The sequence below is a fragment of the Mesorhizobium hunchu genome (assembly GCF_040081975.1).
GTDB lineage: Bacteria > Pseudomonadota > Alphaproteobacteria > Rhizobiales > Rhizobiaceae > Mesorhizobium > Mesorhizobium hunchu.
On sequence record NZ_JBEBMG010000004.1, the window covers coordinates 88,555 to 109,465 of the forward strand.

Annotated in this window: 18 protein-coding genes and 1 tRNA gene; 10 read left to right on the plus strand and 9 right to left on the minus strand. The window is 63.9% G+C overall.

All coding sequences use genetic code 11. From position 1 onward, the window contains the following. Position 1 precedes the first annotated feature (1 nt). Complete coding sequence (bglA, locus tag ABMA46_RS08920; RefSeq protein ID WP_348998993.1) at positions 2-1,633, plus strand: beta-galactosidase BglA; 1,632 nt, start codon at positions 2-4, stop codon at positions 1,631-1,633. Positions 1,634-1,642: 9 nt separating this feature from the next. On the opposite strand, the gene ABMA46_RS08925 is transcribed toward bglA, so the two are convergent. Then, entirely contained in the window at positions 1,643-3,406 is a 1,764-nt protein-coding gene (locus ABMA46_RS08925; protein ID WP_348998994.1) for a pilus assembly protein TadG-related protein, read from the minus strand. Continuing rightward, positions 3,406-3,861, minus strand: a complete 456-nt coding sequence (locus ABMA46_RS08930) for a TadE/TadG family type IV pilus assembly protein (protein ID WP_348999270.1) — start codon at positions 3,859-3,861, stop codon at positions 3,406-3,408. Before ABMA46_RS08930 ends, ABMA46_RS08925 begins: the two co-directional genes overlap by 1 nt. A gap of 297 nt (positions 3,862-4,158) precedes the next feature. On the opposite strand from ABMA46_RS08930, the gene ABMA46_RS08935 reads away from it, so the two are divergent. From ABMA46_RS08935 to ABMA46_RS08960, 6 genes are all read left to right on the plus strand, one after another. Then, positions 4,159-5,751: a peptide ABC transporter substrate-binding protein gene (locus tag ABMA46_RS08935; RefSeq protein ID WP_348998995.1), complete on the plus strand. Its 1,593-nt coding sequence runs from the start codon at positions 4,159-4,161 to the stop codon at positions 5,749-5,751. Between the two features lie 57 nt (positions 5,752-5,808). Beyond that, positions 5,809-6,732, plus strand: a complete 924-nt coding sequence (gene oppB / locus ABMA46_RS08940; protein ID WP_348998996.1) for an oligopeptide ABC transporter permease OppB — start codon at positions 5,809-5,811, stop codon at positions 6,730-6,732. Continuing rightward, positions 6,725-7,858, plus strand: a complete 1,134-nt coding sequence (locus ABMA46_RS08945; protein ID WP_348998997.1) for an ABC transporter permease — start codon at positions 6,725-6,727, stop codon at positions 7,856-7,858. The genes oppB and ABMA46_RS08945 overlap by 8 nt, the downstream gene beginning before the upstream one ends. A 1-nt stretch (position 7,859) precedes the next feature. Next, entirely contained in the window at positions 7,860-9,506 is a 1,647-nt protein-coding gene (locus ABMA46_RS08950) for an ABC transporter ATP-binding protein (protein ID WP_348998998.1), read from the plus strand. A 324-nt stretch (positions 9,507-9,830) separates the two neighbouring features. Further along, positions 9,831-10,301 carry a hypothetical protein gene (locus ABMA46_RS08955; protein WP_348998999.1) on the plus strand — a complete coding sequence of 157 codons (471 nt, stop codon included), beginning with the start codon at positions 9,831-9,833 and terminating at the stop codon, positions 10,299-10,301. A 119-nt stretch (positions 10,302-10,420) separates the two neighbouring features. Then, a tRNA-Pro gene (locus ABMA46_RS08960) sits at positions 10,421-10,497 on the plus strand. Between the two features lie 72 nt (positions 10,498-10,569). On the opposite strand, the gene betB is transcribed toward ABMA46_RS08960, so the two are convergent. Genes betB through betI form a run of 4 tightly spaced genes read right to left on the minus strand, consistent with a single transcriptional unit; the run spans position 10,570 to position 15,865 of the window. Continuing rightward, positions 10,570-12,033 (minus strand): betaine-aldehyde dehydrogenase, encoded by a 1,464-nt coding sequence (gene betB / locus ABMA46_RS08965; protein ID WP_348999000.1) that lies wholly within the window; start codon positions 12,031-12,033, stop codon positions 10,570-10,572. Between the two features lie 52 nt (positions 12,034-12,085). Then, on the minus strand, positions 12,086-13,747 hold the full coding sequence (betA, locus tag ABMA46_RS08970) for a choline dehydrogenase (RefSeq protein WP_348999001.1): 1,662 nt from the start codon (positions 13,745-13,747) through the stop codon (positions 12,086-12,088). 1 nt (position 13,748) lies between these two features. Continuing rightward, the gene (gene betC, locus ABMA46_RS08975; protein ID WP_348999002.1) at positions 13,749-15,275 is read right to left on the minus strand and encodes a choline-sulfatase; all 1,527 of its coding nucleotides are present in this window, start codon (positions 15,273-15,275) and stop codon (positions 13,749-13,751) included. Continuing rightward, a complete protein-coding gene (gene betI, locus ABMA46_RS08980; RefSeq protein WP_348999003.1) occupies positions 15,272-15,865 on the minus strand; it encodes a transcriptional regulator BetI in 594 nt (197 codons plus the stop codon). The genes betC and betI overlap by 4 nt, the downstream gene beginning before the upstream one ends. Positions 15,866-16,054: 189 nt before the next feature. On the opposite strand from betI, the gene ABMA46_RS08985 reads away from it, so the two are divergent. Together ABMA46_RS08985 and ABMA46_RS08990 are read left to right on the plus strand one after the other, a co-directional pair. After that, positions 16,055-17,221, plus strand: a complete 1,167-nt coding sequence (locus ABMA46_RS08985; RefSeq protein ID WP_348999004.1) for an acetyl-CoA acetyltransferase — start codon at positions 16,055-16,057, stop codon at positions 17,219-17,221. Between the two features lie 95 nt (positions 17,222-17,316). Beyond that, positions 17,317-18,321: an asparaginase gene (locus tag ABMA46_RS08990; RefSeq protein WP_348999005.1), complete on the plus strand. Its 1,005-nt coding sequence runs from the start codon at positions 17,317-17,319 to the stop codon at positions 18,319-18,321. 2 nt (positions 18,322-18,323) lie between these two features. Here the strand turns inward: ABMA46_RS08990 and ABMA46_RS08995 are convergent, their stop codons facing one another. Further along, the gene (locus ABMA46_RS08995; RefSeq protein WP_348999006.1) at positions 18,324-19,742 is read right to left on the minus strand and encodes a TIGR03808 family TAT-translocated repetitive protein; all 1,419 of its coding nucleotides are present in this window, start codon (positions 19,740-19,742) and stop codon (positions 18,324-18,326) included. Between the two features lie 70 nt (positions 19,743-19,812). On the opposite strand from ABMA46_RS08995, the gene greA reads away from it, so the two are divergent. Beyond that, the gene (gene greA / locus ABMA46_RS09000; RefSeq protein WP_348999007.1) at positions 19,813-20,277 is read left to right on the plus strand and encodes a transcription elongation factor GreA; all 465 of its coding nucleotides are present in this window, start codon (positions 19,813-19,815) and stop codon (positions 20,275-20,277) included. On the opposite strand, the gene ABMA46_RS09005 is transcribed toward greA, so the two are convergent. Together ABMA46_RS09005 and ABMA46_RS09010 are read right to left on the minus strand one after the other, a co-directional pair. After that, complete coding sequence (locus ABMA46_RS09005; RefSeq protein WP_348999008.1) at positions 20,278-20,664, minus strand: type II toxin-antitoxin system death-on-curing family toxin; 387 nt, start codon at positions 20,662-20,664, stop codon at positions 20,278-20,280. Further along, the gene (locus ABMA46_RS09010) at positions 20,661-20,891 is read right to left on the minus strand and encodes an AbrB/MazE/SpoVT family DNA-binding domain-containing protein (protein WP_348999009.1); all 231 of its coding nucleotides are present in this window, start codon (positions 20,889-20,891) and stop codon (positions 20,661-20,663) included. The genes ABMA46_RS09005 and ABMA46_RS09010 overlap by 4 nt, the downstream gene beginning before the upstream one ends. Between the last annotated feature and the right edge of the window lie 20 nt (positions 20,892-20,911).

Sequence of the window (20,911 nt, forward strand, 5' to 3'; positions counted from 1 at the left end):
GATGGCCGAGGCGACGACGGGCGAATGGTGGCGCGGCTGCGTCATCTACCAGATCTATCCGCGCTCCTATCAGGACACGACCGGCGACGGCAGCGGCGACCTGAAGGGCATCACCCGCCGGCTCGGCCATGTCGCGTCGCTCGGCGCAGACGCCGTCTGGCTGTCGCCCTTCTTCAAGTCGCCCATGGCCGACATGGGCTACGACGTGTCGGACTACCGCGCCGTCGACCCGATGTTCGGCACGATGGCCGATTTCGACGCACTGGTGGCCGAGGCGCATCGGCTTGGCCTCAAGGTCATCATCGACCAGGTCCTGGCCCACACGTCCGACAAGCACGACTGGTTCGTGGAAAGCCGTTCCAGCCGCGACAACGCCAAGGCCGATTGGTACGTCTGGGCAGACACGCAACCCGACGGTACGGCGCCCAACAATTGGCTCTCGGTCTTCGGCGGCCCTGCCTGGGAATGGGACGCGACGCGCCGGCAATATTACCTGCACAATTTCCTTGCCGCCCAGCCGGCGCTCAATTTCCACAATAAAGCCGTGCAGGACGCTCTGCTCGACGCCGTGCGCTTCTGGCTGGATCGGGGCGTCGACGGAATCCGTCTCGACACGGTCAACTACTATTTCCAGGATCGCTGGCTGCGCTCCAACCCGCCGCTGCCCGAAAGCATCGCCGGCACCATCGACCAGAACAGCACCTACCTCTACCAGGAGCACCTGTTCGACAAGACGCAGCCGGAAAACCTTGATTTTCTTCGCCGTCTGCGCGCCGTGCTGGACGATGCGGGCGACCGGGCCGCCGTTGGCGAGATCGGCGACGAAGACCGTTCGCTGCAAACGCTCGCGGCCTACACGTCCGGCGGCGACAAGCTCAACATGTGCTACACCTTCGACATGCTGGGCGGCGATTTTTCCGCGGCATATGTCCGCGGTTGCGTCGAGGCGTTCGAGCGCGGCGCGCCGGACGGCTGGGTCTGCTGGGCTTTCTCCAACCACGACGTCGTGCGCCATGTCACGCGCTGGACCCGGCCCGGCGGTGATCCCGGCGCGGTGGCCAGGTTCGCCATCGAGCTTCTCGCCTGCCTGCGCGGCTCGATCTGCCTCTACGAAGGCGAGGAACTGGGCCTGGAGCAGGCCGAGCTTGCCTATACGGATTTGCGCGATCCCGTCGGCATCCGCTTCTGGCCCGGCAACAAGGGGCGCGACGGCTGCCGCACGCCGATGGTCTGGGAAAAAGATGCGCCCAATGCGGGCTTCTCGACCGGCAGGCCGTGGTTGCCGGTGCCGGACAGCCAGCGCGCCCGTGCCGTCGACGTCCAGGCGCCGGACGTGAATTCGGTGCTGACCCACTACCGCGCCGTGCTCGGCATCCGCCGTGCGCATCCGGCGCTGGTCTGCGGCTCGATCCGCTTCCTCGAAGCCGAAGGGAATCTGCTCGCCTTCATCCGCGAATGGCAGGACGAAAAACTGCTGTGCGTCTTCAATTTCGGTGACGGAACGGCCGATTGGCCGATGCCCTGCGATCTCGGTCCGGTCGAACCGGTGGATTTCGCCGGCTACGGCGCGTCGCAGCGGCAAGGCGTCATTTCCCTTGCCGGCCTTCGCGCCTTCATCGGCCAACTCGGCTGACCGCGCCGCTCACTGCACCAGCACGGCGCGGCCGCAGGTTGCGCCGGTCACGCGCACATCCGCCTGGCCGATGCCGATGCCCAGCATGGCGAGTGTGTTATAGAGCAGCGTATCCACCGGTGCCGTAACGGAGGTCAGTAGGGCAGTCACCGCGGGCTTGACCGTGCCGAGCAGCGCGGTGACGTCGATGCCGAGCCCGAGCGCGCTGACGGACAGCGACAGATTGTTGACCAGCGACAGCGGGAGCGACTGGGTGATGTTCCTGGTCGAGACGGTCTTCGTCTTCGCGGCCGCGATCTCAGTACTGTCGAATGTCAGCGTCGTCGGCGTGAGATTGGCGACCTCGACGGCGGCTTGGCCGTTCACCTTCAAGAGATCGAGGTTCAGGAGGAGCAGCTTGAGGCTGACCTCCGCGATGGTGGCGTCATGAAAGCTCTGCGGCCTGCTGAAGTCGGCAAAGCCGCTGTCGGGGCTTTCGGCCAGCCGCAAGGTCGCCACGCCTGGCTGTGCCGCGATCGTGACGCGCGGCCTGTCGGGCCGGCCCGCGGCGCAACTGATGTCCGTGAGCCGGGCTTCGGCATGGGCGATCTCGACATGCAGCGGCAAGGTGACGGACAGGAGCTTGACGCCGCCGCCGGCTGCGGGGTTCGGAATGCTGACGGAAGCCGTCAGCCTGATCCTGGTCTGGGCCGTCCGCACCACGGTTCCGATCTCGCCGACGGAGAGCCACGGTGAGGATTGCGGGGGCTCGCCGATCGCAATGGCCAATCTGGCTGAGGTCAGTCCCGGAATGGTCGCGCCGAGATCGACCTCCACCTGGTGCGCCCTGTTCGCCAGCGCGGCCGACGCCGAAACGAGGCTCATGATGCTGGCCTCGACCGGCAGGCCGGGTGAGCGCTGCCCCAGCGCAAGACGACCGAGCGAACCGAGATCGACAAGGTGGCTGAGCGGGATGGAAAGATCGTTTGTCGCACCGGCCGCCATGCTTTGCAGGGTAAGGCGGTTCCTGGCGTTTGTACCGGGCACTTTCGCCAGCGCCGCCACGATCTGCCCGACGGTGGCGTCGGCATCCAGCACGTCGTCGTAGCTCCCTGCCGTCAGATCCAGTTCCGTCGCAAGAGCGTCGAGAAAGGACAGCACGTCGACGTCGGCGGAGATCAGGGAATTGTAATCCATGACGTCGAGGGAAAGGGTGGTGCCGAGCAGGCTGCCCAGCACCGCGTTCAGCATGCCGCCGTCGAGCCTGAGGAGGCGGGTGCCGATCGAGAAAGCCGCCTGCGCGCTCGTGCTTGCGATGGCCGTGGCCGCGATCGTCGGCGGTGCCATAAGGGCACTGCCGAAGAACAGTTGCCCCCGCTTCTGCAACCGCACTTCGACGGCGTTGTAAGGCGTCTTGTCCGGCTCGAACCTGTCGGAGGCGGCAATGGATGGATCGGCCGTGTAACGGCCGCGCACGACGCGCAGCCGTGGCGTGCCGGGGTTCGTATCCGCCGTGGCCGGGTCGTCCGTATCTGCCGCGACAAGGCCGTTGTCGCTTAGCGCCGTGCGGGCGGCGTCTTCCGCCGTTTCGATATTGGCCGCGGCCGTGATTGCCGCCAGGTCGGCCAGCGCCTGGACCTCGCGGCGCTCGGTGTAGAGCGAGCCTTCGTCGACCGCGACGGCGGCAAGGCACACGGCAACCGGCACGCATAGCGCCGTCATGACCGCGAAATTACCGCGGCGATCGCGCAGAAACGAGCGCCAGGGCCGGGCATCGGGTGCTGAACGCCGCATCACAGTCCCCCGATTCGGATTGTCGAGCTTCTGGCGATAATCACGTCGGGCATCGGCAGGCCGGAAAGCAGGTCCCAGATCGGCAGGTTGCGGGCGTCGTAGCGCACCGAGACGACGAACTGGGAACCGTCGGCGGTGCTGTCCTGCGCGCTCACCGTCAATCCTGCGATGTCCACGAAAGGATAGTCGCCGGCGTTTTTCTGGACGAAGCTGTTGACCAGTTGCTGTCGTTCCTGCTGGTCGAGGCCCGATATTGCGGTCCGGGCGGCATCCGCGGCAATCTGCTGGACGGAATGGCTTGCCCCGAAATAGATGCCATATGCAACCATGCCGAGCAAAAGCAGGATGAACAGCGGTGCCAGCATGGCGAATTCCACGGCGGACGTTCCCCGCCGGTCGAAGAGGAAAGCGCGCCTGTGGCGGCATGGTGTCCAGAATTGCAGGTCCTTGGCCATACGCATAGTGTGGCGCGCGTCCATCGACAAAGATCAAAGCAGAAATGCAACTTGAGGTTTTGTAACGGTTGTAGTGCCGGCAGGCGCATCGTCTCCAGGGACCGGAAGCCGATGGTTGTAGGACTTGCCCCAAGGGCAGACGGGACGATGTTGAAATAAGATTTCCGCCTGTCTAGTGTCCTCTCACCAGCCGCGGATGGGAACCGACGGCTCGCTCACAGAAACCGGAGGAACCGGTTCCTGGGCGTCAACACTCGTATGGCGTGTCTGAGGGGGCGGCGCCACAGGGAGAACCAGATGCTTAAAACCCTGCTGAAGGCGACCGTGTTCGCCGCTACCCTTGCTGTTTCCGTCGGCGCGTTCCATGCGCCAGCCTTCGCGGATACGGTCTACAACCGGGGTTCGGCCGCCGAGCCGGAATCGCTCGATCCGCACAAGACCTCGACCATCTACGAAGCCGACATCCTGCGCGATCTCTTTCAGGGGCTTGTGATGCAGGATGCCAAGGCGAACGTCGTTCCAGGCGCAGCCGAAAGCTGGACGGTTTCCGACGACGGCACGGTCTATACGTTCAAGCTGCGCAAGGACGGCGTCTGGTCCGATGGCTCGCCCGTGACCGCGGAAGACTTCGTCTATTCCTTCCGCCGCCTGGAGGATCCGGCCACGGGCGCCGAATATGCGTCCATGCTCTATCCCATAAAGGGCGCCGAGGACGTCAACACCAAGAAGGGCAAGCTCGAGGACATGGGCGTCAAGGCTATCGACGACCATACGCTCGAGATCACGCTCAACGCGCCGACGCCGTACTTCCTCGAAATGCTGACGCACCAGGCGAACTATCCGGTCAACAAGGCGTCGATCGAAAAGCTGGGCGCCGACTGGATCAAGCCGGGCAAGCTGGTTTCGAACGGCGCCTATACATTGGCCGAATGGGTGCCCAACGACCACATCAAGCTGGTCAAAAACCCGAAATTCTGGGATGCGGACACGGTCAAGCTCGACACGGTCAACTATATCACCACCGAGGACCGCTCCTCGGCGATGAAGCGTTTCGAGGCGGGCGAGCTCGACAGCTACAACGACCTGCCGACCGAACAGCTTGCCGACCTGAAGGCCAAGTTCGGCGACAAGATCCACATCGGTCCCTATCTCGGTACCTTCTATTTCGCCATCAAGACCGACAAGGCGCCGTGGGACAACGTCGAGCTGCGCAACGCTATCTCCATGGCCATCGACCGCGACTTCCTGGCCGAGAAGGTGTGGCAGAATTCGATGCTGCCGGCCTATTCGATGGTGCCTCCCGGCATCGAGGGCTACACGCCTTCTATGGCCAAGTTCGCTGACATGGCCCAGATCGACCGCGAGGACGAGGCGACGAAGATCCTCTCCAAGCTCGGCTACGGACCGGACAAGCCGCTGAAGATGCAGATCCGCTACAACACGTCGGAAAACAACAAGAACACCGCGGTGGCGATCCAGGAGCAGTTGAAGCCCCTCGGCGTCGACGTCAGCCTGATCAACACCGATACCAAGACGCATTACGCTTTCCTCGAGCAGAAGGGCGACTACGACCTGGCACGCGCCGGCTGGATCGCCGACTACAAGGATCCCGAGACCTTCCTCGGCATCTCGCGGGCGGCCAGCGGCAACAATTATTCGCGCTACAACAGCCCCAAATTCGAGGAGGCGATGAACAAGGCGGCCGCTGACGGCGGACAGCCCGAAAAGCGCATGAAAGACCTCGCCGACGCCGAGCAGATCATGATCGACGACGTCGGCAACATTCCGCTGCTCTACTATTCCTACAAGGACATCGTGTCTCCGAAGCTGCATGGCTTCGTCGACAACGTGATGGACGTGCATCCGTCGCGCTTCATCAGCAAGGATTGAGGCCGGAAGGCCGCTGCCTGACCGGGCGGCGGCCTGTCCACTTGCTGGAGGGCGACCATGCTGCTCTACGTCTTGCGGCGGTTGTTGACCGCCATCCCCACGCTGTTCGTCATCGTGACGCTGGCGTTCTTCCTGATCCGCGTCGCGCCGGGCGGGCCGTTCAACCAGGAGCGAGGCCTCAGTCCCGAGATCAAGGCCAATCTGGAAGCGGAATACGGCCTCAACGACCCGCTGTGGCTGCAATATGGCCACTATCTGAAGAACCTGTCGCACGGCGACTTCGGGCCGAGCTACAACCTCCCGGACTTTACTGTCGGGGAACTGTTCGCCCGGGGCCTTCCCATCTCCATACAGCTCGGCGCATCCGCTCTGGTTCTGGCGTTGCTGCTCGGCTGCCTGCTCGGTACTGTCGCGGCCCTGAATCAGAACAGATGGGGCGACTATGCGGTGATCGCGCTGGCGACGGCCGGTTCCACAATTCCAACCTTCGTCATCGCGCCGATCATCCAGCTCGTCTTCGGCCTGAGCTGGAAGCTCCTGCCGGTGGGCGGCTGGGGCGGCGGGGCGATGCTCAACAAGATCGGGCCTGTGCTGACGCTTGCCCTGCCGCAGATCGCGATCGTCGCACGCCTCATGCGCGGGTCGATGATCGAGGCGCTGCGCTCGCACCATATCCGCACCGCACGGGCGCTTGGCCTTTCCGACTGGTCCGTGGTGGTGCGCCATGCGCTGCGCGGCGCCATATTGCCGATCGTGTCGTTCACGGGGCCGGCGGCCGCGGCGCTGCTGACCGGCTCGATCATCGTCGAAACCATCTTCGCCATTCCGGGCGTCGGGCGCTATTTCGTCGATGCCGCGCTCAACCGCGATTACACGCTGGTGATGGGCACGGTGGTGGTCATCGCGATCTTCACCATCGTCTTCAATCTCATCGTCGACATCATGTATGCCGTGGTCGATCCGAGGGTGCGCTATGACTGACGCTGCCGTCGATAACGAACCGGCCGCCAATGTGGTCGTCGGCCGCTCGCTCTGGGGAGATGCGTGGGCGCGGCTGAAGGCCAATCGCGCCGCCATGTTCAGCCTGTTCTACCTCGGCCTGATAGCGCTTGTATGTATCGCCGGTCCCTGGTTCGTGCCGCACGACTATACGACGATCTACTCGGATTACGTGCGCACGCCGCCCAGCACGGAGGCCTATCCCAGGGCCGACATGGTGAAAGGCGCACTGGATGACGTGCTCAAGCGCATGCGTGTCGATCTCAAGGACTGGAAGCTCGAGGACGGAAGGGCAACCATCACGGTGGCGGGAACGCGGCCGATCGACGAGCGCTACCTGCGCTATGTCGACCGTTCCGACACGTTCGACGACGCCAGGATGGAAGCAAAGTCGCCGGATGGGCTGGAGATGACCTTCAGCGCCGCCGTCAAGCAGCAGTATTTCCTGTTCGGCACCGACAATGTCGGCCGCGACCTGCTGTCCCGAACCCTGGTTGCGGGGCGCATATCGCTGGCGATCGGCCTGCTGGCCGGCGTGGTGGCCGTCACCATCGGCGTTGTCTACGGCGCCACCGCCGGCTTCCTCGGTGGCAAGGTGGACGAGGTCATGATGCGCATCGTCGATGTGCTCTATTCGCTGCCCTTCATCTTCTTCGTCATCATGCTGGTGGTGTTCTTCGGCCGCAATTTCGTGCTGATGTTCCTGGCGGTCGGCGCGGTCCTGTGGCTCGACATGGCACGCATCGTGCGCGGCCAGGCGCTGTCGATCAGGCGTCACGAATATGTCCAGGCGGCCGAAGCGCTCGGCGTGCGCCAGAGCGGCATCCTCAAGCGCCACGTCATCCCGAACCTGCTCGGCCCGGTCGTCATCTACATGACGCTGCTGGTGCCGCATGTCATCATCCTGGAGAGTTTCCTCTCCTTCCTCGGCCTTGGCGTGCAGGAACCGATGACGAGCTGGGGCGTGCTGATTTCCGTCGGCGCGCACAACATCGGCAGCGCCAACTGGATGCTTCTGTTCCCGGCGTTCTTCCTCGTTTCCACGCTGTTCGCCCTGAACTTCGTCGGCGACGGCCTGCGCGACGCGCTCGACCCGAAGGACCGCTGACATGACGGCACGCGAAACCATACTGGACGTGAGGGACCTGAAGGTCCGCTTCCGAACGCTCGACGGCGACGTCGAGGCCGTGAAGGGCGTCAATCTTCATGTCGGTGCCGGCGAGACTGTGGCGGTGGTGGGCGAATCGGGGTCCGGCAAGAGCCAGACCATGATGGCCGCCATGAACCTGCTGGCATCGAACGGCGAAGCCACCGGCGCGGTCGACTATCGTGGCCGCAACCTGCTCGGTCTGTCGAAGGCGGAGGTCAACACCATCCGCGGCTCCAGGATCAGCATGATCTTCCAGGAACCGATGACCTCGCTGGACCCGCTCTACACGATCGGCAGCCAACTCATCGAGCCGATCCGGCGTCATCGCGGGCTTTCCCGTTCCGCTGCGCACGAGCACGCGCTCAATCTGCTGCGGCTCGTGCATATTCCCGAGCCCGAGCGACGGATGAAGTCATACCCGCACGAGCTGTCGGGTGGCCAGCGCCAGCGCATCATGATCGCGATGGCGCTGGCCAATGATCCCGACATCCTGATCGCCGACGAACCGACCACGGCGCTCGACGTCACCATCCAGGCGCAGATTCTGTCGCTTCTGGCCGAGTTGCAGAGCAAGCTCGGCATGGCCATCGTCTTCATCACGCATGATCTCGGCATCGTGCGCCGCTTCGCGGACCGCGTCTATGTGATGCGCCGGGGCGAAGTGGTGGAGGAAGGCGAGGCCGAAGCGGTTTTCACCAAGCCGCAGCACCCCTATACGCGAATGCTGCTCGCGGCCGAGCCGACCGGCCGCAAGGCGCCGCCGCCCGCCAATGCGCCCATCCTGCTCGAAGGCCGCAACATCGATGTGACCTTCAGCATCGGTGGCGGTTTTCTCTCCGGCGAGACCTTGATGCTGCGCGCCGTGGACCACATTTCGGTCCGGCTGAAGCGCAACCAGACCATCGGCATCGTCGGCGAATCGGGGTCCGGCAAGTCCACCCTCGGCCGCGCGCTGCTCAGGCTGCTGCCGAGCGACGGTGTGATCCGCTTCGATGATCATGACATCTCCCATTCAGACGTCTCGGCGATGCGGCCGCTGCGGCGCGAGCTGCAACTGGTTTTCCAGGATCCGTTCGGCTCCCTGTCGCCGCGCATGACGGTCGGCCAGATCGTAACCGAAGGACTGCTGGTGCATGAACCGGCCCTGACCGCCAAACAGCGGGACCAGCGCGCCGTGGCGGCGCTGACGGAAGTCGGTCTCGACCCCAATGCGCGCAATCGCTATCCGCACGAATTCTCCGGCGGCCAGCGCCAGCGCATCGCGATCGCCCGAGCCATGATCCTGAAGCCCAAGGTCGTGGTTCTGGACGAGCCGACGTCGGCGCTCGACCGTTCGGTGCAGAAGCAGATCGTCGACCTGCTGCGCAACCTGCAGGCCGACCACGGCCTGTCCTATCTGTTCATCAGCCATGACCTCGCCGTCGTCCGCGCCATGGCCGATTACATCATTGTCATGAAGGAAGGCCGGATCGTCGAGGAGGGGCCGACCGAGGCGATCTTCGACGCGCCTCGCGACGCCTACACGCAAACGCTGATGGCGGCCGCGCTCGACACGGCGCGGTTCCGGTCGGATCACGGGAGCCTGCTTCCGGTCTCAAGACTATGATATTGGCTGGCAAGATTTCGAATGCGATTTGGTACAGCCCGCTTTATGGGAAGAGTATGCGTGACCGTGTCATGGTTGCTGCTTCCATCGAAATCATACGTGCTGCGAAAAGCTGTACTTGCAAGCGCCGCATTCATTAAGTGGCAAAAGAAGATTTTTCCTTCACCTAAAGTTTACGGGTTTTAAGGTTTGTAATTTACCAAACTGAATATTCATGCTGGACAATTTTGCCGAGGATATTGCATACCGGTCATCGGGATTCGGGCGGGTTATGAAATGTCAAATATTAGCGATGGCGAATATATAGGCGCCCACGATAGATATTTGCCGAACTTCTCGGAAATCGTGGCGGCCTTTCCGGAACTCCAGAACCCTGACGGCAGGGTGTGGATACCAACGCGGTTCCTCCGCTTCCTCCTTTCACAATTGGCCGATGCGTTGCCGGTTGATGAACACCTCTATGCTGCGGACAATCCGGATGTCGCCGCGGCGCACGAGGCCGGGCAACTGGCCTCCCTTCGGGAACATTTCACGCAGACCGGCTACTTTGAAGCTCGGCCCCTGCCGGTGCGGCTTGTCGATGAGCATTGGTATCTGACGGAATACCCGGATGCAGGAAATGCGGTTGCCCGGGGGACGGTCACTGACGCTGCCCAGCACTACGCCTTGCGCGGCCGAACCGAGGGCCGGGTTGGCAGCGCTTCCCAACGCGAGCAGCAGGCGCGGTGGCGAACTGAATTGGAAGAGTTGTTCCGCGCATGCGATGGTGTGTGGCCGCTGCAAAAACACATGTGAACCTGGGGCAGGATATCTGAATCCGATATTCTGGCGGGTGCGGCGATTTGAGTTTTGCCCACTGCCTCTTATAGGCTTGCAGGAACGAAATGCGGCGGCTATAAGCCGCCGTCTGGTCGCGGAGTGTAGCGCAGCCTGGTAGCGCACATCGTTCGGGACGATGGGGTCGCAGGTTCAAATCCTGCCACTCCGACCAGTCGAATTTCTTTCGGACAACAACTGTTTCCGGCATGTGACGATCTCTCAGGGAACATCACATGATGATCGTTCAGTATGGGCTCGCGACGTCGCCCGTCTCCACATAGACGGTCTTCACCTGCGAATAGTGCTCCAGCGCGGCCAGCGAATTCTCCCGACCGATGCCAGACTGCTTGTAGCCGCCGAAGGGCACTTCCACCGGCGTCAGATTGTAGGCGTTGATCCAGCAGGTTCCGGCCTGTAGTTCGCCGATCACACGATGGCCGCGCGCAAGGTCACGGGTGAACACGCCGGCTGCCAGGCCGAACGCGGTGGCGTTGGCGCGCTCGACCACCTCGTCCTCGGTTTCGAAGGTCAGCACGCTCATCACCGGGCCGAATATCTCCTCGCGGGCGATTCGCATCGTATCGGTCACGCCGGTGAACACTGTGGGTTCGACGAAGAAGCCGTTCTCGAAGCCTTGCAGCGCAGGCGTCTTGCCGCCGCAGGCGAGCGTGGCGCCGTCGCGCTGGCCGATTTCGATGTATTCCATGACCTTGTCGTGCTGTGCCTTGTTGACCAGCGGCCCCATCTGCACCTCCGGGTCGAGCGGATCGCCGATGCGGATGGTCTTGGTGCGTTCCAGCAGGCGGTCGACGAAACGGTCGTGGATGCCCTTCTGCACGAAGACGCGCGTGCCGTTGGAGCAGATCTGGCCGGACGAATAGAAATTGCCGAGCATGGCGCCGCCGATGGCGTTTTCAATGTCCGCGTCATCGAAGACAATCAGCGGCGACTTGCCGCCCAGTTCCATCGTCGCGTGCTTCATCAGCGAGCCGGCGAGGCCGAGCACCTTGCGCCCGGTCGGCACGGAGCCGGTGACGGAAACCTTGGCGACGGCTTCATGTGCGACCAGCGCGCCGCCGACATCGCCGAAACCTTGCACCACGTTGAACAGCCCGTCCGGCAGCCCTGCCTCGGTGTAGATCTCGGCCAGCGCCAGCGCCGACAGCGGCGTGTTTTCTGATGGCTTGAACACCATGGCGTTGCCCATGGCCAGTGCCGGCGCGGACTTCCAGCCGGCGATCTGGATCGGATAGTTCCACGCGCCGATGCCCACGCACACGCCGAGCGCCTCGCGCCGCGTATAGGCGAAGGGACCGCCGAGATCGACGAAGTCTCCATTGAACGCCGCCACCGCGCCGCCGAGATATTCGAGGCAGTCGGCTGCGGACGGCGCGTCGGCCACCAGCGTTTCCTGCAACGGCTTGCCTGTGTCCAGCGTCTCCAGCCGCGCCAGTTCGTCGTTGCGGGCGCGCAGGAGGTCGGCCGCCCGGCGCAGGATGCGGCCCCGCTCGACCGGCTTCAGCCGCGCCCAGGCGGGTTGCGCCTCGCGCGCCGCCTCGACCGCCAGTTCGACGATGTTGGGCGTCGCCGAATGCAGTGTCGCGATCGTCTCGCCGGTGGCCGGATAGATCACGGCCAGCGGCGCGCCCTGTTCGTCCTCGACGAAACGGCCGTTGATGTAATGCGAGGCTTTCGGCTGGGCTTTCATGGGCGTCTCTCTTGCTGCGACGATGCGATGGTAGCGGAAGGGGGCGGAAAACTCACCTGTCGCTTTCCTGCCAGCGTGGATTGATCCATGGCTCCTGGTTCGAGGGCGCGAGCGGCGTGCGGCCGAGGATATGGTCGGACGCCTTCTCCCCGGTCATGATCGACGGGGCGTTGAGATTGCCGTTGGTGATGCGCGGGAAGATCGAGGAATCGGCGACGCGCAGGCCATCCACTCCGATCACCCGGCATTCGGGATCGACCACGCTAGTCGGGTCGTCGGCGCGGCCCATGCGGCAGGTTCCGCAAGGATGATAGGCGCTCTCGACGTGGTCGCGGATGAAGCCGTCGAGTTGTTCGTCGGATTGCACATCCTTGCCCGGCGAAATCTCCTTGCCCCGGAACGGATCGAAGGCGGCCTGTCCGAAAATCTCGCGCGTCAGCCGGATACAGTGGCGGAAGTCGCGCCAGTCGTCTGGATGCGACATGTAGTTGAACTGGATCATCGGCTTTGCCCAAGGGTCGGGCGAGCGCAGCGTCACCGAGCCCCGCGATTTCGAGCGCATCGGCCCGACATGGGCCTGGAAGCCGTGGCCCATCGCAGCTTTCTTGCCGTCGTAGCGCACGGCGGCGGGAATGAAGTGGTACTGGATATCGGGGTAATCGACGCCGGCGGCGGAGCGCACGAAGGCGGCTGCCTCGAAATGGTTGGTGGCGCCGAGGCCGCTCTTGAAGAACAGCCAGCGCGCGCCGATCAACGCCTTGGAGAGCGGGTTGAGGACGGAGTTCAGCGTGATCGGCCGCGTCGATTCCTGCTGGATATAGAGTTCCAGATGGTCCTGCAGATTGGCGCCGACGCCGCGTCTGTCGGCGACCACCTCGATGCCGTTTGCCTTCAGGTGCGCAGCCGGCCCGATGCCCGACAGCATCAGGATTTTGGGCGAGTTGATGGACGAGGCGGCGACGATGACCTCGCGCTTCGCCTTAACGAGTTGAATCTGTTTGCGAGCTTCGATCTCGACGCCGACGGCGCGTTGATTCTCGATCACCACCCGCCGTGCGAAGCCCTTGAGAAGACTCACATTCGGCCGTTTCAGCGCGGGGCGCAGATAGGCGTTGGCGGCGGACCAGCGGCGGCCGTCCTTGATCGTCTGCTCCATCGGCCCGAAGCCTTCCTGCTTTGCGCCGTTGTAGTCATCGGTCAGCTCGAAACCGGCTTCCTTGCCTGCTTCGACGAAGGCCGCGTAGAGCGGATTGCGGCGCGCGCCGCGCTGCACATGCAGGGGACCACCCCTGCCGCGCCATCCGGCTTCGCCGCCGTCGCTGTCTTCCATGCGCTTGAAGTAGGGCAGCACGTCCGCGAAGCTCCACCCCGAGGCGCCTTCTTCAGCCCAATGGTCGAAGTCGCGCGCATGGCCGCGCACATAGACCATGCCGTTGATGGAGGAGGAGCCGCCGATCACCTTGCCGCGCGGCGTGGCGAGAACCCGACCGTTGAGGTGAGGCTCCGGCTCGCTGGCGAAGCCCCAGTCGTAGAGCGGCATGTTGAGAGGGATCGACAGCGCCGACGGCATCTGGATGAGCGGCCCGGCGTCCGTGCCGCCATATTCGATGACGATCACGGAATGCTTGCCGTCCTCCGACAGCCGGTAGGCCATGGCCGAGCCGGCCGAGCCCGACCCGATGATGACGAAATCCGCTTCGGCGATAGGCTGCATGTCACTCGCCCCGTGGGAAACGCTTCTCGGTCTCGAGCGTGTCGAGGTTCATGTGGTTGCGCATGTAGCGCTCGGAGGCCTGCCGGAGCGGCTGGAAGTCCCACGGATAATAGGCGCCGTTGCGCAGCGCCTCGTAGACCACCCAGCGGCGGGCCTGGCTTTCGCGCACGGCGCTGTCGAAACCCGCCATGTCCCAGCGCCCGCGAACCATCGCCGCGTAGCGTTCGACCAGATCGGCGTGGGCCGGATCGGCGGCAAGGTTGGTCTGCTCCAGCGGATCGGATTCAAGATCAAACAGTTGCGGCGGATCGATCTCGCAATGGACGAACTTGTACCGTTCATCGCGGATGGCGACCATCGGCGCATAGGACCCTTCCGCCGCATACTCCATCAACACCGGTTCGCCGCGGGTCTCGCCACGCGTCAGCGGCAGCAGCGACTGTCCGTCTGTCCACGGCATGACCGCGCTCATGTCGATGCCGGCGATGTCGCAGAGCGTCGGGCAGAGATCGAGATTGGAGACAGGCGTTGAGACGAGGCCGGCGGCAATGTCGCCCCCCGCGAACATCAGCGGCACGCGCGCCGATCCCTCATAGAAATTCATCTTGAACCACAGGCCGCGCTCGCCCAGCATCTCGCCGTGGTCGGAGCAGAAGACGACGACCGTGTCGCCGGCCATGCGCGTGCGCTCGAGTGTATCGAGCAGTTCCCCGAGCTTGTCGTCGACATAGGAGACGTTGGCGAAATAGCCGCGCCGCGAGCGGCGCACCTGCTCGGGCTGGATGTCGAAGGAAGCGTAGTCGCTGGCCTTGTAAAGCCGCTGCGAATGTGGGTCCTGCTTCTCGTAGGGAATGAAGCCGACGGCTGGCTCCAGCGCCGGGCAATCTTCATAGAGATCCCAGTATTTGCGGCGCGCCACGAACGGATCGTGCGGATGGGTGAAGGAAACCGTCAGGCACCACGGGCGCCGTTGCGGGTCGTCGGATACGCGCGACAGTTCATAGAGCTTCTGGTTGGCGAGGAAGGCGACTTCGTCGTCATATTCCATCTGGTTGGTGATCTCGGCCACGCCCGCGCCGGTGACGGAGCCGAGGTTGTGATACCACCAGTCGATCCGCTCGCCGGGCTTGCGGTAGTCTGGCGTCCAGCCGAAGTCGGCGGGATAGATGTCGGTCGTCAGCCGCTCCTCGAAACCGTGCAACTGGTCCGGTCCGACGAAATGCATCTTGCCGGAGAGGCAGGTGTAGTAGCCTCCGGCGCGCAGGTGATGCGCGAAGGTGGGAATGGAGGAGGCGAACTCCGCCGCATTGTCGTAGACGCCGGTGCGCGACGGCAATTGCCCGCTCATGAAGGAGGCGCGGCCCGGCGCGCACAGCGGCGAGGCCGTATAGTTGTTGGCGAAACGCGCGGATCGCGCGGCAAGCGCCCTGAGATGCGGTACATGCAGGAAATCGGCCGGCCCGTCGGGGAACAGGGTTCCCGTCATCTGGTCGACCATGACGATCAGGAAATTGGGGCGGGAGGTCATAGGCGGGTCACCTGTCGGGAAAGCTTGGCGTCGACATAGTCCTCGACGAGCGCCGTGGCGCTGGCCGGGTTGGGCAGGCCGTCGCGCAGGGCGCGGCGGATATAGAGGCCGTCGATCATCGCCGCGATCGCCTCGGCCACGCGCGCCGCCTCCGCGCGGTCGACCAGATCGGCCAGCGCGCTGGCGAGATTGGAATGCAGCCGTCGCGCATAGACCCTGAGCAGTCGCCGCAGATGCGGGGAGTTCTGCGCCTCGACATAGAAGGCGAGCCACGCATGCACCGTTTCCTCGCGGAACTGTCCGGTGTTGAAGTTGACGGAAATGATCGCCGAGACACGCTGGCGCGGCGTCGCAGCCTTCTTGAGCGCGGCCACGCAGTCGCTGCCGAGGTCGGCGAGGAGCTGGCGCATGGTCGCGAACAGCAACTCTTCCTTCGGCCCGAAATAGTGATGCGCCAGCGCCGAGGAGACGCCGGCGCGCGAAGCAATCTCCGAAACCGTTACGTTGAGCGTGCCGCGCTCGCCCACGGCGGAAATCGCCGCATCGATCAGCGCCCTGCGGCGCACCGGCTCCATTCCGATCTTCGGCATTGGTCAAGCCCTCCTGTAGTACCTTTTATTTTTTATTGACTGATCAATCAATAACCGACGGGCTGGATCAATCGATTTGAATTTCTTCGCAGATGCAAAACATCTTTACGCAGGCGCGAAGAAGGTTCAGATTTGAACAAAGGCCTGCCTCAATCGGCGGGCGAGAAAATAGGACGGGAAGGAACGGCCATGACCGCCTGTATCGTGGGATGGGCGCATTCGCGCTTCGGCAAGCTGGAAGGCGAGACGCTGGAAGGCCTCATCACCAAGGTGGCCGCCGAAGCGATGGAACACGCCGGCATCGGCCCCGATGACGTGGACGAAATCGTCCTCGGCCATTTCAACGCCGGCTTCTCGCCGCAGGATTTTACCGCAAGCCTCGTCTTGCAGACCGACGACCGGCTGCGTTTCAAGCCCGCGACAAGGGTCGAGAACGCCTGTGCAACAGGCTCGGCCGCGGTGCGGCAGGGCATCCGCGCCGTCGAATCCAACGCCGCCCGCATCGTCCTGGTGGTGGGCGCCGAGCAGATGACGACGACGCCCGGCCCCGAGATCGGCAGGAACCTGCTCAAGGCTTCCTACCTGCCCGAAGAGGGTGACACCCCGGCCGGCTTCGCCGGGGTCTTCGGCCAGATCGCGCAGGCCTATTTCCAGCGCTACGGCGACCAGTCCGACGCGCTGGCGATGATCGCTGCCAAGAACCACCTGAACGGCGTCGACAACCCCTATGCGCAGATGCGCAGGGATTTCGGCTACGATTTCTGCCGCCAGGAGAGCGAGAAGAACCCCTATGTCGCGGGTCCGTTGAAGCGCACCGATTGCTCGCTGGTATCGGACGGCGCCGCTGCTCTTGTGCTGACCGACGCGACCACGGCACTCGGGATGCGCCGTGCCGTCGCCTTCCGCGCCAACGAGCACGTGCAGGATTTCCTGCCGATGTCGAAGCGCGACATCCTGCTCTTCGAGGGCTGCGAAGCGGCCTGGGAGAAGGCGTTGAAAAAGGCCGGGGTGACGCTGGACGACCTGTCCTTCGTCGAGACGCATGACTGTTTCACCATCGCTGAACTGATCGAATACGAGGCGATGGGGCTGGCGAAAAGGGGCGAGGGCGCGAAGCTGGCGATGGAAGGCTACACCGCCAAAGACGGCAAACTGCCGGTCAATCCGTCTGGCGGCCTGAAGGCCAAGGGCCATCCGATCGGCGCAACCGGCGTCTCCATGCATGTGCTGACGTCGATGCAGTTGACCGGCGAAGCGGGCGGCATACAGGTGCCGGGCGCGAAGCTCGGCGGCATCTTCAACATGGGCGGCGCGGCCGTGGCGAACTACGTATCGATCCTCGACCGCATACGCTGACATCTCCTAAGACGCTGGATCAACGCCGGCTGCTTGCCAGCCGGCGTTGGCCGCAATAGTCGTTTTCAAAAGGCAGCGATCTGGGCGGTGATGGGATGACGAATCCGGTTGTGGTCGAGGTGACGCGCGGCGCGGTGGTGGAAAGCGCCCATCGCGGCGCGGTCGCCGTCTATGATGCCGACGGCGGGTCCGTTGTAGAGATCGGCGATACGGACCGGCCGGTCTTCCCGCGGTCCGCCGTCAAGGCGATCCAGGCGCTGCCCTTCGTCGAAAGCGGCGCGGCCGATGCTTACGGCTTCGGCGAGAAAGAACTGGCGCTGGCCTGTGCCTCCCATTCCGGCCAGCCCGAGCATGTCGAACTGGCGCGCGCCATGCTGGCCAAGGCCGGATTGGATGAAACCGCGTTGGAATGCGGCACGCATTGGCCGTCCAGCCACGACGCGACGGTCGCGTTGGCGCGCTCCGGCGGTTCGCCCAACGCCCTGCACAACAATTGCTCGGGAAAACATTCGGGCTTCCTGTGCACCTGCCGTCACCTCGGCATCGACCATCGCGGCTACGTCAAGGCTGGCCACCAGGAGCAGGAGATGGTTCGCGAGGCGATGGAGGCGGTGACCGGCCAGAAGCACGATGCGGATCATCGCGGCACCGACGGGTGTTCCATCCCCACCTATGCCGTACCGTTGAAGAGCTTCGCGCAAGGCTTCGCGCGCATGGCGACGGGGCAGGGGCTTGGGCCGAAACGCGCGGCTGCCGCGAAACGGCTTCTGAACGCCTGCATGGCCGAGCCCTTCCTGGTTTCCGGAACGGGCAGGGCCGATGTGACGCTGATGCAGGCCGCACCCGGACGCATCTTCGTCAAGACGGGTGCTGAGGGCGTCTATTGCGCGGCTGTGCCCGAATTGGGGCTTGGCGTCGCCATCAAATGCGACGATGGCGCGGGGCGGGGCGCGGAAGTCATGGTCGCGGCGGTGCTGGCGAAATTGCTCAAATCCGATACGGCGCTGGCGGCGCGGCTGATTGAAATCGCCGGGCCGGCTATTGAAAGTCGCGCCGGTGCGAAAGTCGGCGCACTCAGGCCGACGGTGGCGCTGGCCTGAATTCAGCTCGCGTGGTTGCCTTCGATGGTGAGGTGCGCGTAGCCGGCGTTTCCGAGCGTTGCCAGGTCGGCGGTCACCGGGTCCGACCAGCGGTGTCCGACGATGGCGCCGTTTCTCGTGCCGTCGAAGATGTTGTTTGCAATGATCGTGGGGCCGACGCCTTCGACGACGCTCACGGCAATGCCGGTGCCCGCCTTGCGGATGACGTTGCCGGTCACCGCCACGTTGCGCAGATAGGGCCCCCAGCCGAGTTGCATGCCCCAAAGCGGCGCGTTCTCGATCACATTGCCCGTCACCGTCGTGTCCGCCTCGACGCTGATGCCTGTGCCGAAACCGGCGTTTTCGGCAGGGTAGGGGCCGGTCGTGGACAGGTTGCGCACGATGTTGTTCGAGCAGACCGCCATGCGGCCGCCCTCGTTGAAGTTCACGATGGAAATGCCGTTGGCGGCGCCGTCGACCAGATTGCTGGAAATGATGGCGCCCTCGAAGGCGAACTCCGAATAAAGCGCCGTCTCGCCCGACCGCAGGCAGGTGTTTCCGGCGATCTGCAGGTTGCTGGCGCTGTTGGCGCGGATCGCCGAAAAGGCGCAGTCGGAGACGATGTTGCCGGAAATGACGACGTTGCCGGCGCGGAAGGCGTTGATGCCGTTGCCGTTCTGTCCCGTGCCGCCGGATGCCGCGCCGATGCGCTCGACCCGGTTGCCGCTGACGATGGTGCCGTCTTCCGCCGCCTTCCAGCGGTGAACCAGAATGCCGCCGTTGCCGCAATCGGATACCGTATTGCCGGTGATGGAAAGACCGCCGCCTTCGACGGACCATAGCCCCGCATCGGCAGCGCCCGAGATTGTCGAACGTTCGATGCGGCCAGCCGCGCGCTCCAGCGCGACGCCGTTCTTGCTGCTTGCCGATACCAGGCAATTGTCGATGACCAGATGCCGGACGCCTTTCAGGTCGAGAAGCGCCTGCGTGCCGTCCGCGATCCATTGGTTCGCCCCGTCGAAAACGAGGCCGGTGAGTTCGATATGCTCCGCATTCGCGCCGACGAGGAATTGCCCGCCGCCGACATAGACGATGCGGCTTGCGCCCGGCATGCCGACGAGCCGCACTCTCGCGGGCAGCGAGAGCTTCGAGACGACATAAGTGCCGGCGGGAAGGAAAACCTGCGCATTCTCTCGCGAAGCCTTGTTCAGCATCTTCCCGAAGGCACGACTCTGGTCTTCGCCGCTGCCGGTCCGCACGCCGAGATCCGTTGCGCTGATCGATCCGCGCAACGCTGCGTTTTCGATGCCGGAAAGGCTGGCCGACAGGGCGCGGCCGATCGACAGGCCTGCCACCGCGAAGCCGGCCGTGGCGGTCAGGAGCGTGCGTCTGTTCAGCTTCGGCGCAATGTCCATCATCTCCTCCCGGCGCAGCAGGATCATGCCGTCGCCAGGCCGGGCGGCGAGCCGGCGCGGGGTTGTGCGGCATCTGCCGGCAGCCTACCTTCATTTGATGAGCAGAGCCTTTACACGCGAGGAGGACAATGAAAGCGCCATCGCCGGGATCGGCGAACGGCCGGTCAGTCCGCATCGCAACCTGGTGACGAAGAATGGACTGGCGGCGATCGACGCCGAGATTTCCGCATTGCGCACGACGCTGGCGGCCGCCGAACCGGGTGAGCGGGAAAAGATCGCGCTGGCTTCCCGTGACCTGCGTTACTGGCTTTCCCGCCGCGAAAACGCGGAACTGACCATCCCCGAAGCCGGCAGCGACGTAGTGCGCTTCGGCATGACCGTCACGCTGGAAGGCGAGGACGGCAAGGGCGTTGCGTGGACGATCGTGGGCGAGGACGAGGCCGACCCGTCGAAAGGCACCATCTCGCACGTCTCGCCGATGGCGCAGGCGCTGTTCGGCAAGGCGGTCGGCGACGTGGTGACCGTCAACGGCAGGGAATGGGAGATCGTGGGGTTGAAGTAACTACTCTACGATCTCGGTCGAGTTCTCCCCAAAGAAAGCCGTGGCCCCTTCTTCGTCAATATCGCCGGCGGCAACCAACACGACCAACTGGTAGAGATCGTCCTTATCCGCCTCAAGGCTCCAGCCGTTGTCGGCCAGGAAAACGTCGGCTGCTGCCAGAGCCGTTCGCTTGTTTCCGTCGACAAAAGGATGGTTTTTTACGATGCCGAAAAGATACGCAGCCGCAAGTTCGAAAAGGCTCACTTCGCCATAGGCCGCTTTGTTAAGCGGGCGAGCCAGGGCCGACTCCAGCATTCCAATGTCCCGAACTCCGCTTGCGCCGCCATGCAGGCGCAACTGTTCCGCGTGCATGGCTTCGACAAACTCGCGAGAATGATACCGGATCATTTCGCGAGGGCGCGATAAACCGTCTCGTATTTTTTCATCCGCTCGCGCGCCAGCTTCATCTTGCGCTCGAACTCTTCCGCAGTGTCTTCGATTCGCCGCAGGCGCACTTCGTCGCCTTCGCGAATGAGGGTCACGCTGTCGCCCGCCCGAAGGTTCAAGCCAGCCAGAAGCTCCTTCGGCAGAATGATGCCCTCGGAATTCCCGATTTTGCGAATGACGGCATTCATGACGCTATCTCCTATTGCAA

Bases quoted from the DNA above. Each gene is read 5' to 3' on its own strand.
- bglA (WP_348998993.1), top strand. From the start codon at position 2: ATGGCCGAGGCGACGACGGGCGAATGGTGGCGCGGCTGCGTCATCTAC.
- ABMA46_RS08925 (WP_348998994.1), bottom strand. From the start codon at position 3,406: ATGCGGCGTTCAGCACCCGATGCCCGGCCCTGGCGCTCGTTTCTGCGC.
- ABMA46_RS08930 (WP_348999270.1), bottom strand. From the start codon at position 3,861: ATGGCCAAGGACCTGCAATTCTGGACACCATGCCGCCACAGGCGCGCT.
- ABMA46_RS08935 (WP_348998995.1), top strand. From the start codon at position 4,159: ATGCTTAAAACCCTGCTGAAGGCGACCGTGTTCGCCGCTACCCTTGCT.
- oppB (WP_348998996.1), top strand. From the start codon at position 5,809: ATGCTGCTCTACGTCTTGCGGCGGTTGTTGACCGCCATCCCCACGCTG.
- ABMA46_RS08945 (WP_348998997.1), top strand. From the start codon at position 6,725: ATGACTGACGCTGCCGTCGATAACGAACCGGCCGCCAATGTGGTCGTC.
- ABMA46_RS08950 (WP_348998998.1), top strand. From the start codon at position 7,860: ATGACGGCACGCGAAACCATACTGGACGTGAGGGACCTGAAGGTCCGC.
- betB (WP_348999000.1), bottom strand. From the start codon at position 12,033: ATGAAAGCCCAGCCGAAAGCCTCGCATTACATCAACGGCCGTTTCGTC.
- betA (WP_348999001.1), bottom strand. From the start codon at position 13,747: ATGCAGCCTATCGCCGAAGCGGATTTCGTCATCATCGGGTCGGGCTCG.
- betC (WP_348999002.1), bottom strand. From the start codon at position 15,275: ATGACCTCCCGCCCCAATTTCCTGATCGTCATGGTCGACCAGATGACG.
- betI (WP_348999003.1), bottom strand. From the start codon at position 15,865: ATGCCGAAGATCGGAATGGAGCCGGTGCGCCGCAGGGCGCTGATCGAT.
- ABMA46_RS08985 (WP_348999004.1), top strand. From the start codon at position 16,055: ATGACCGCCTGTATCGTGGGATGGGCGCATTCGCGCTTCGGCAAGCTG.
- ABMA46_RS08990 (WP_348999005.1), top strand. From the start codon at position 17,317: ATGACGAATCCGGTTGTGGTCGAGGTGACGCGCGGCGCGGTGGTGGAA.
- ABMA46_RS08995 (WP_348999006.1), bottom strand. From the start codon at position 19,742: ATGATCCTGCTGCGCCGGGAGGAGATGATGGACATTGCGCCGAAGCTG.
- greA (WP_348999007.1), top strand. From the start codon at position 19,813: ATGAGCAGAGCCTTTACACGCGAGGAGGACAATGAAAGCGCCATCGCC.
- ABMA46_RS09005 (WP_348999008.1), bottom strand. From the start codon at position 20,664: ATGATCCGGTATCATTCTCGCGAGTTTGTCGAAGCCATGCACGCGGAA.
- ABMA46_RS09010 (WP_348999009.1), bottom strand. From the start codon at position 20,891: ATGAATGCCGTCATTCGCAAAATCGGGAATTCCGAGGGCATCATTCTG.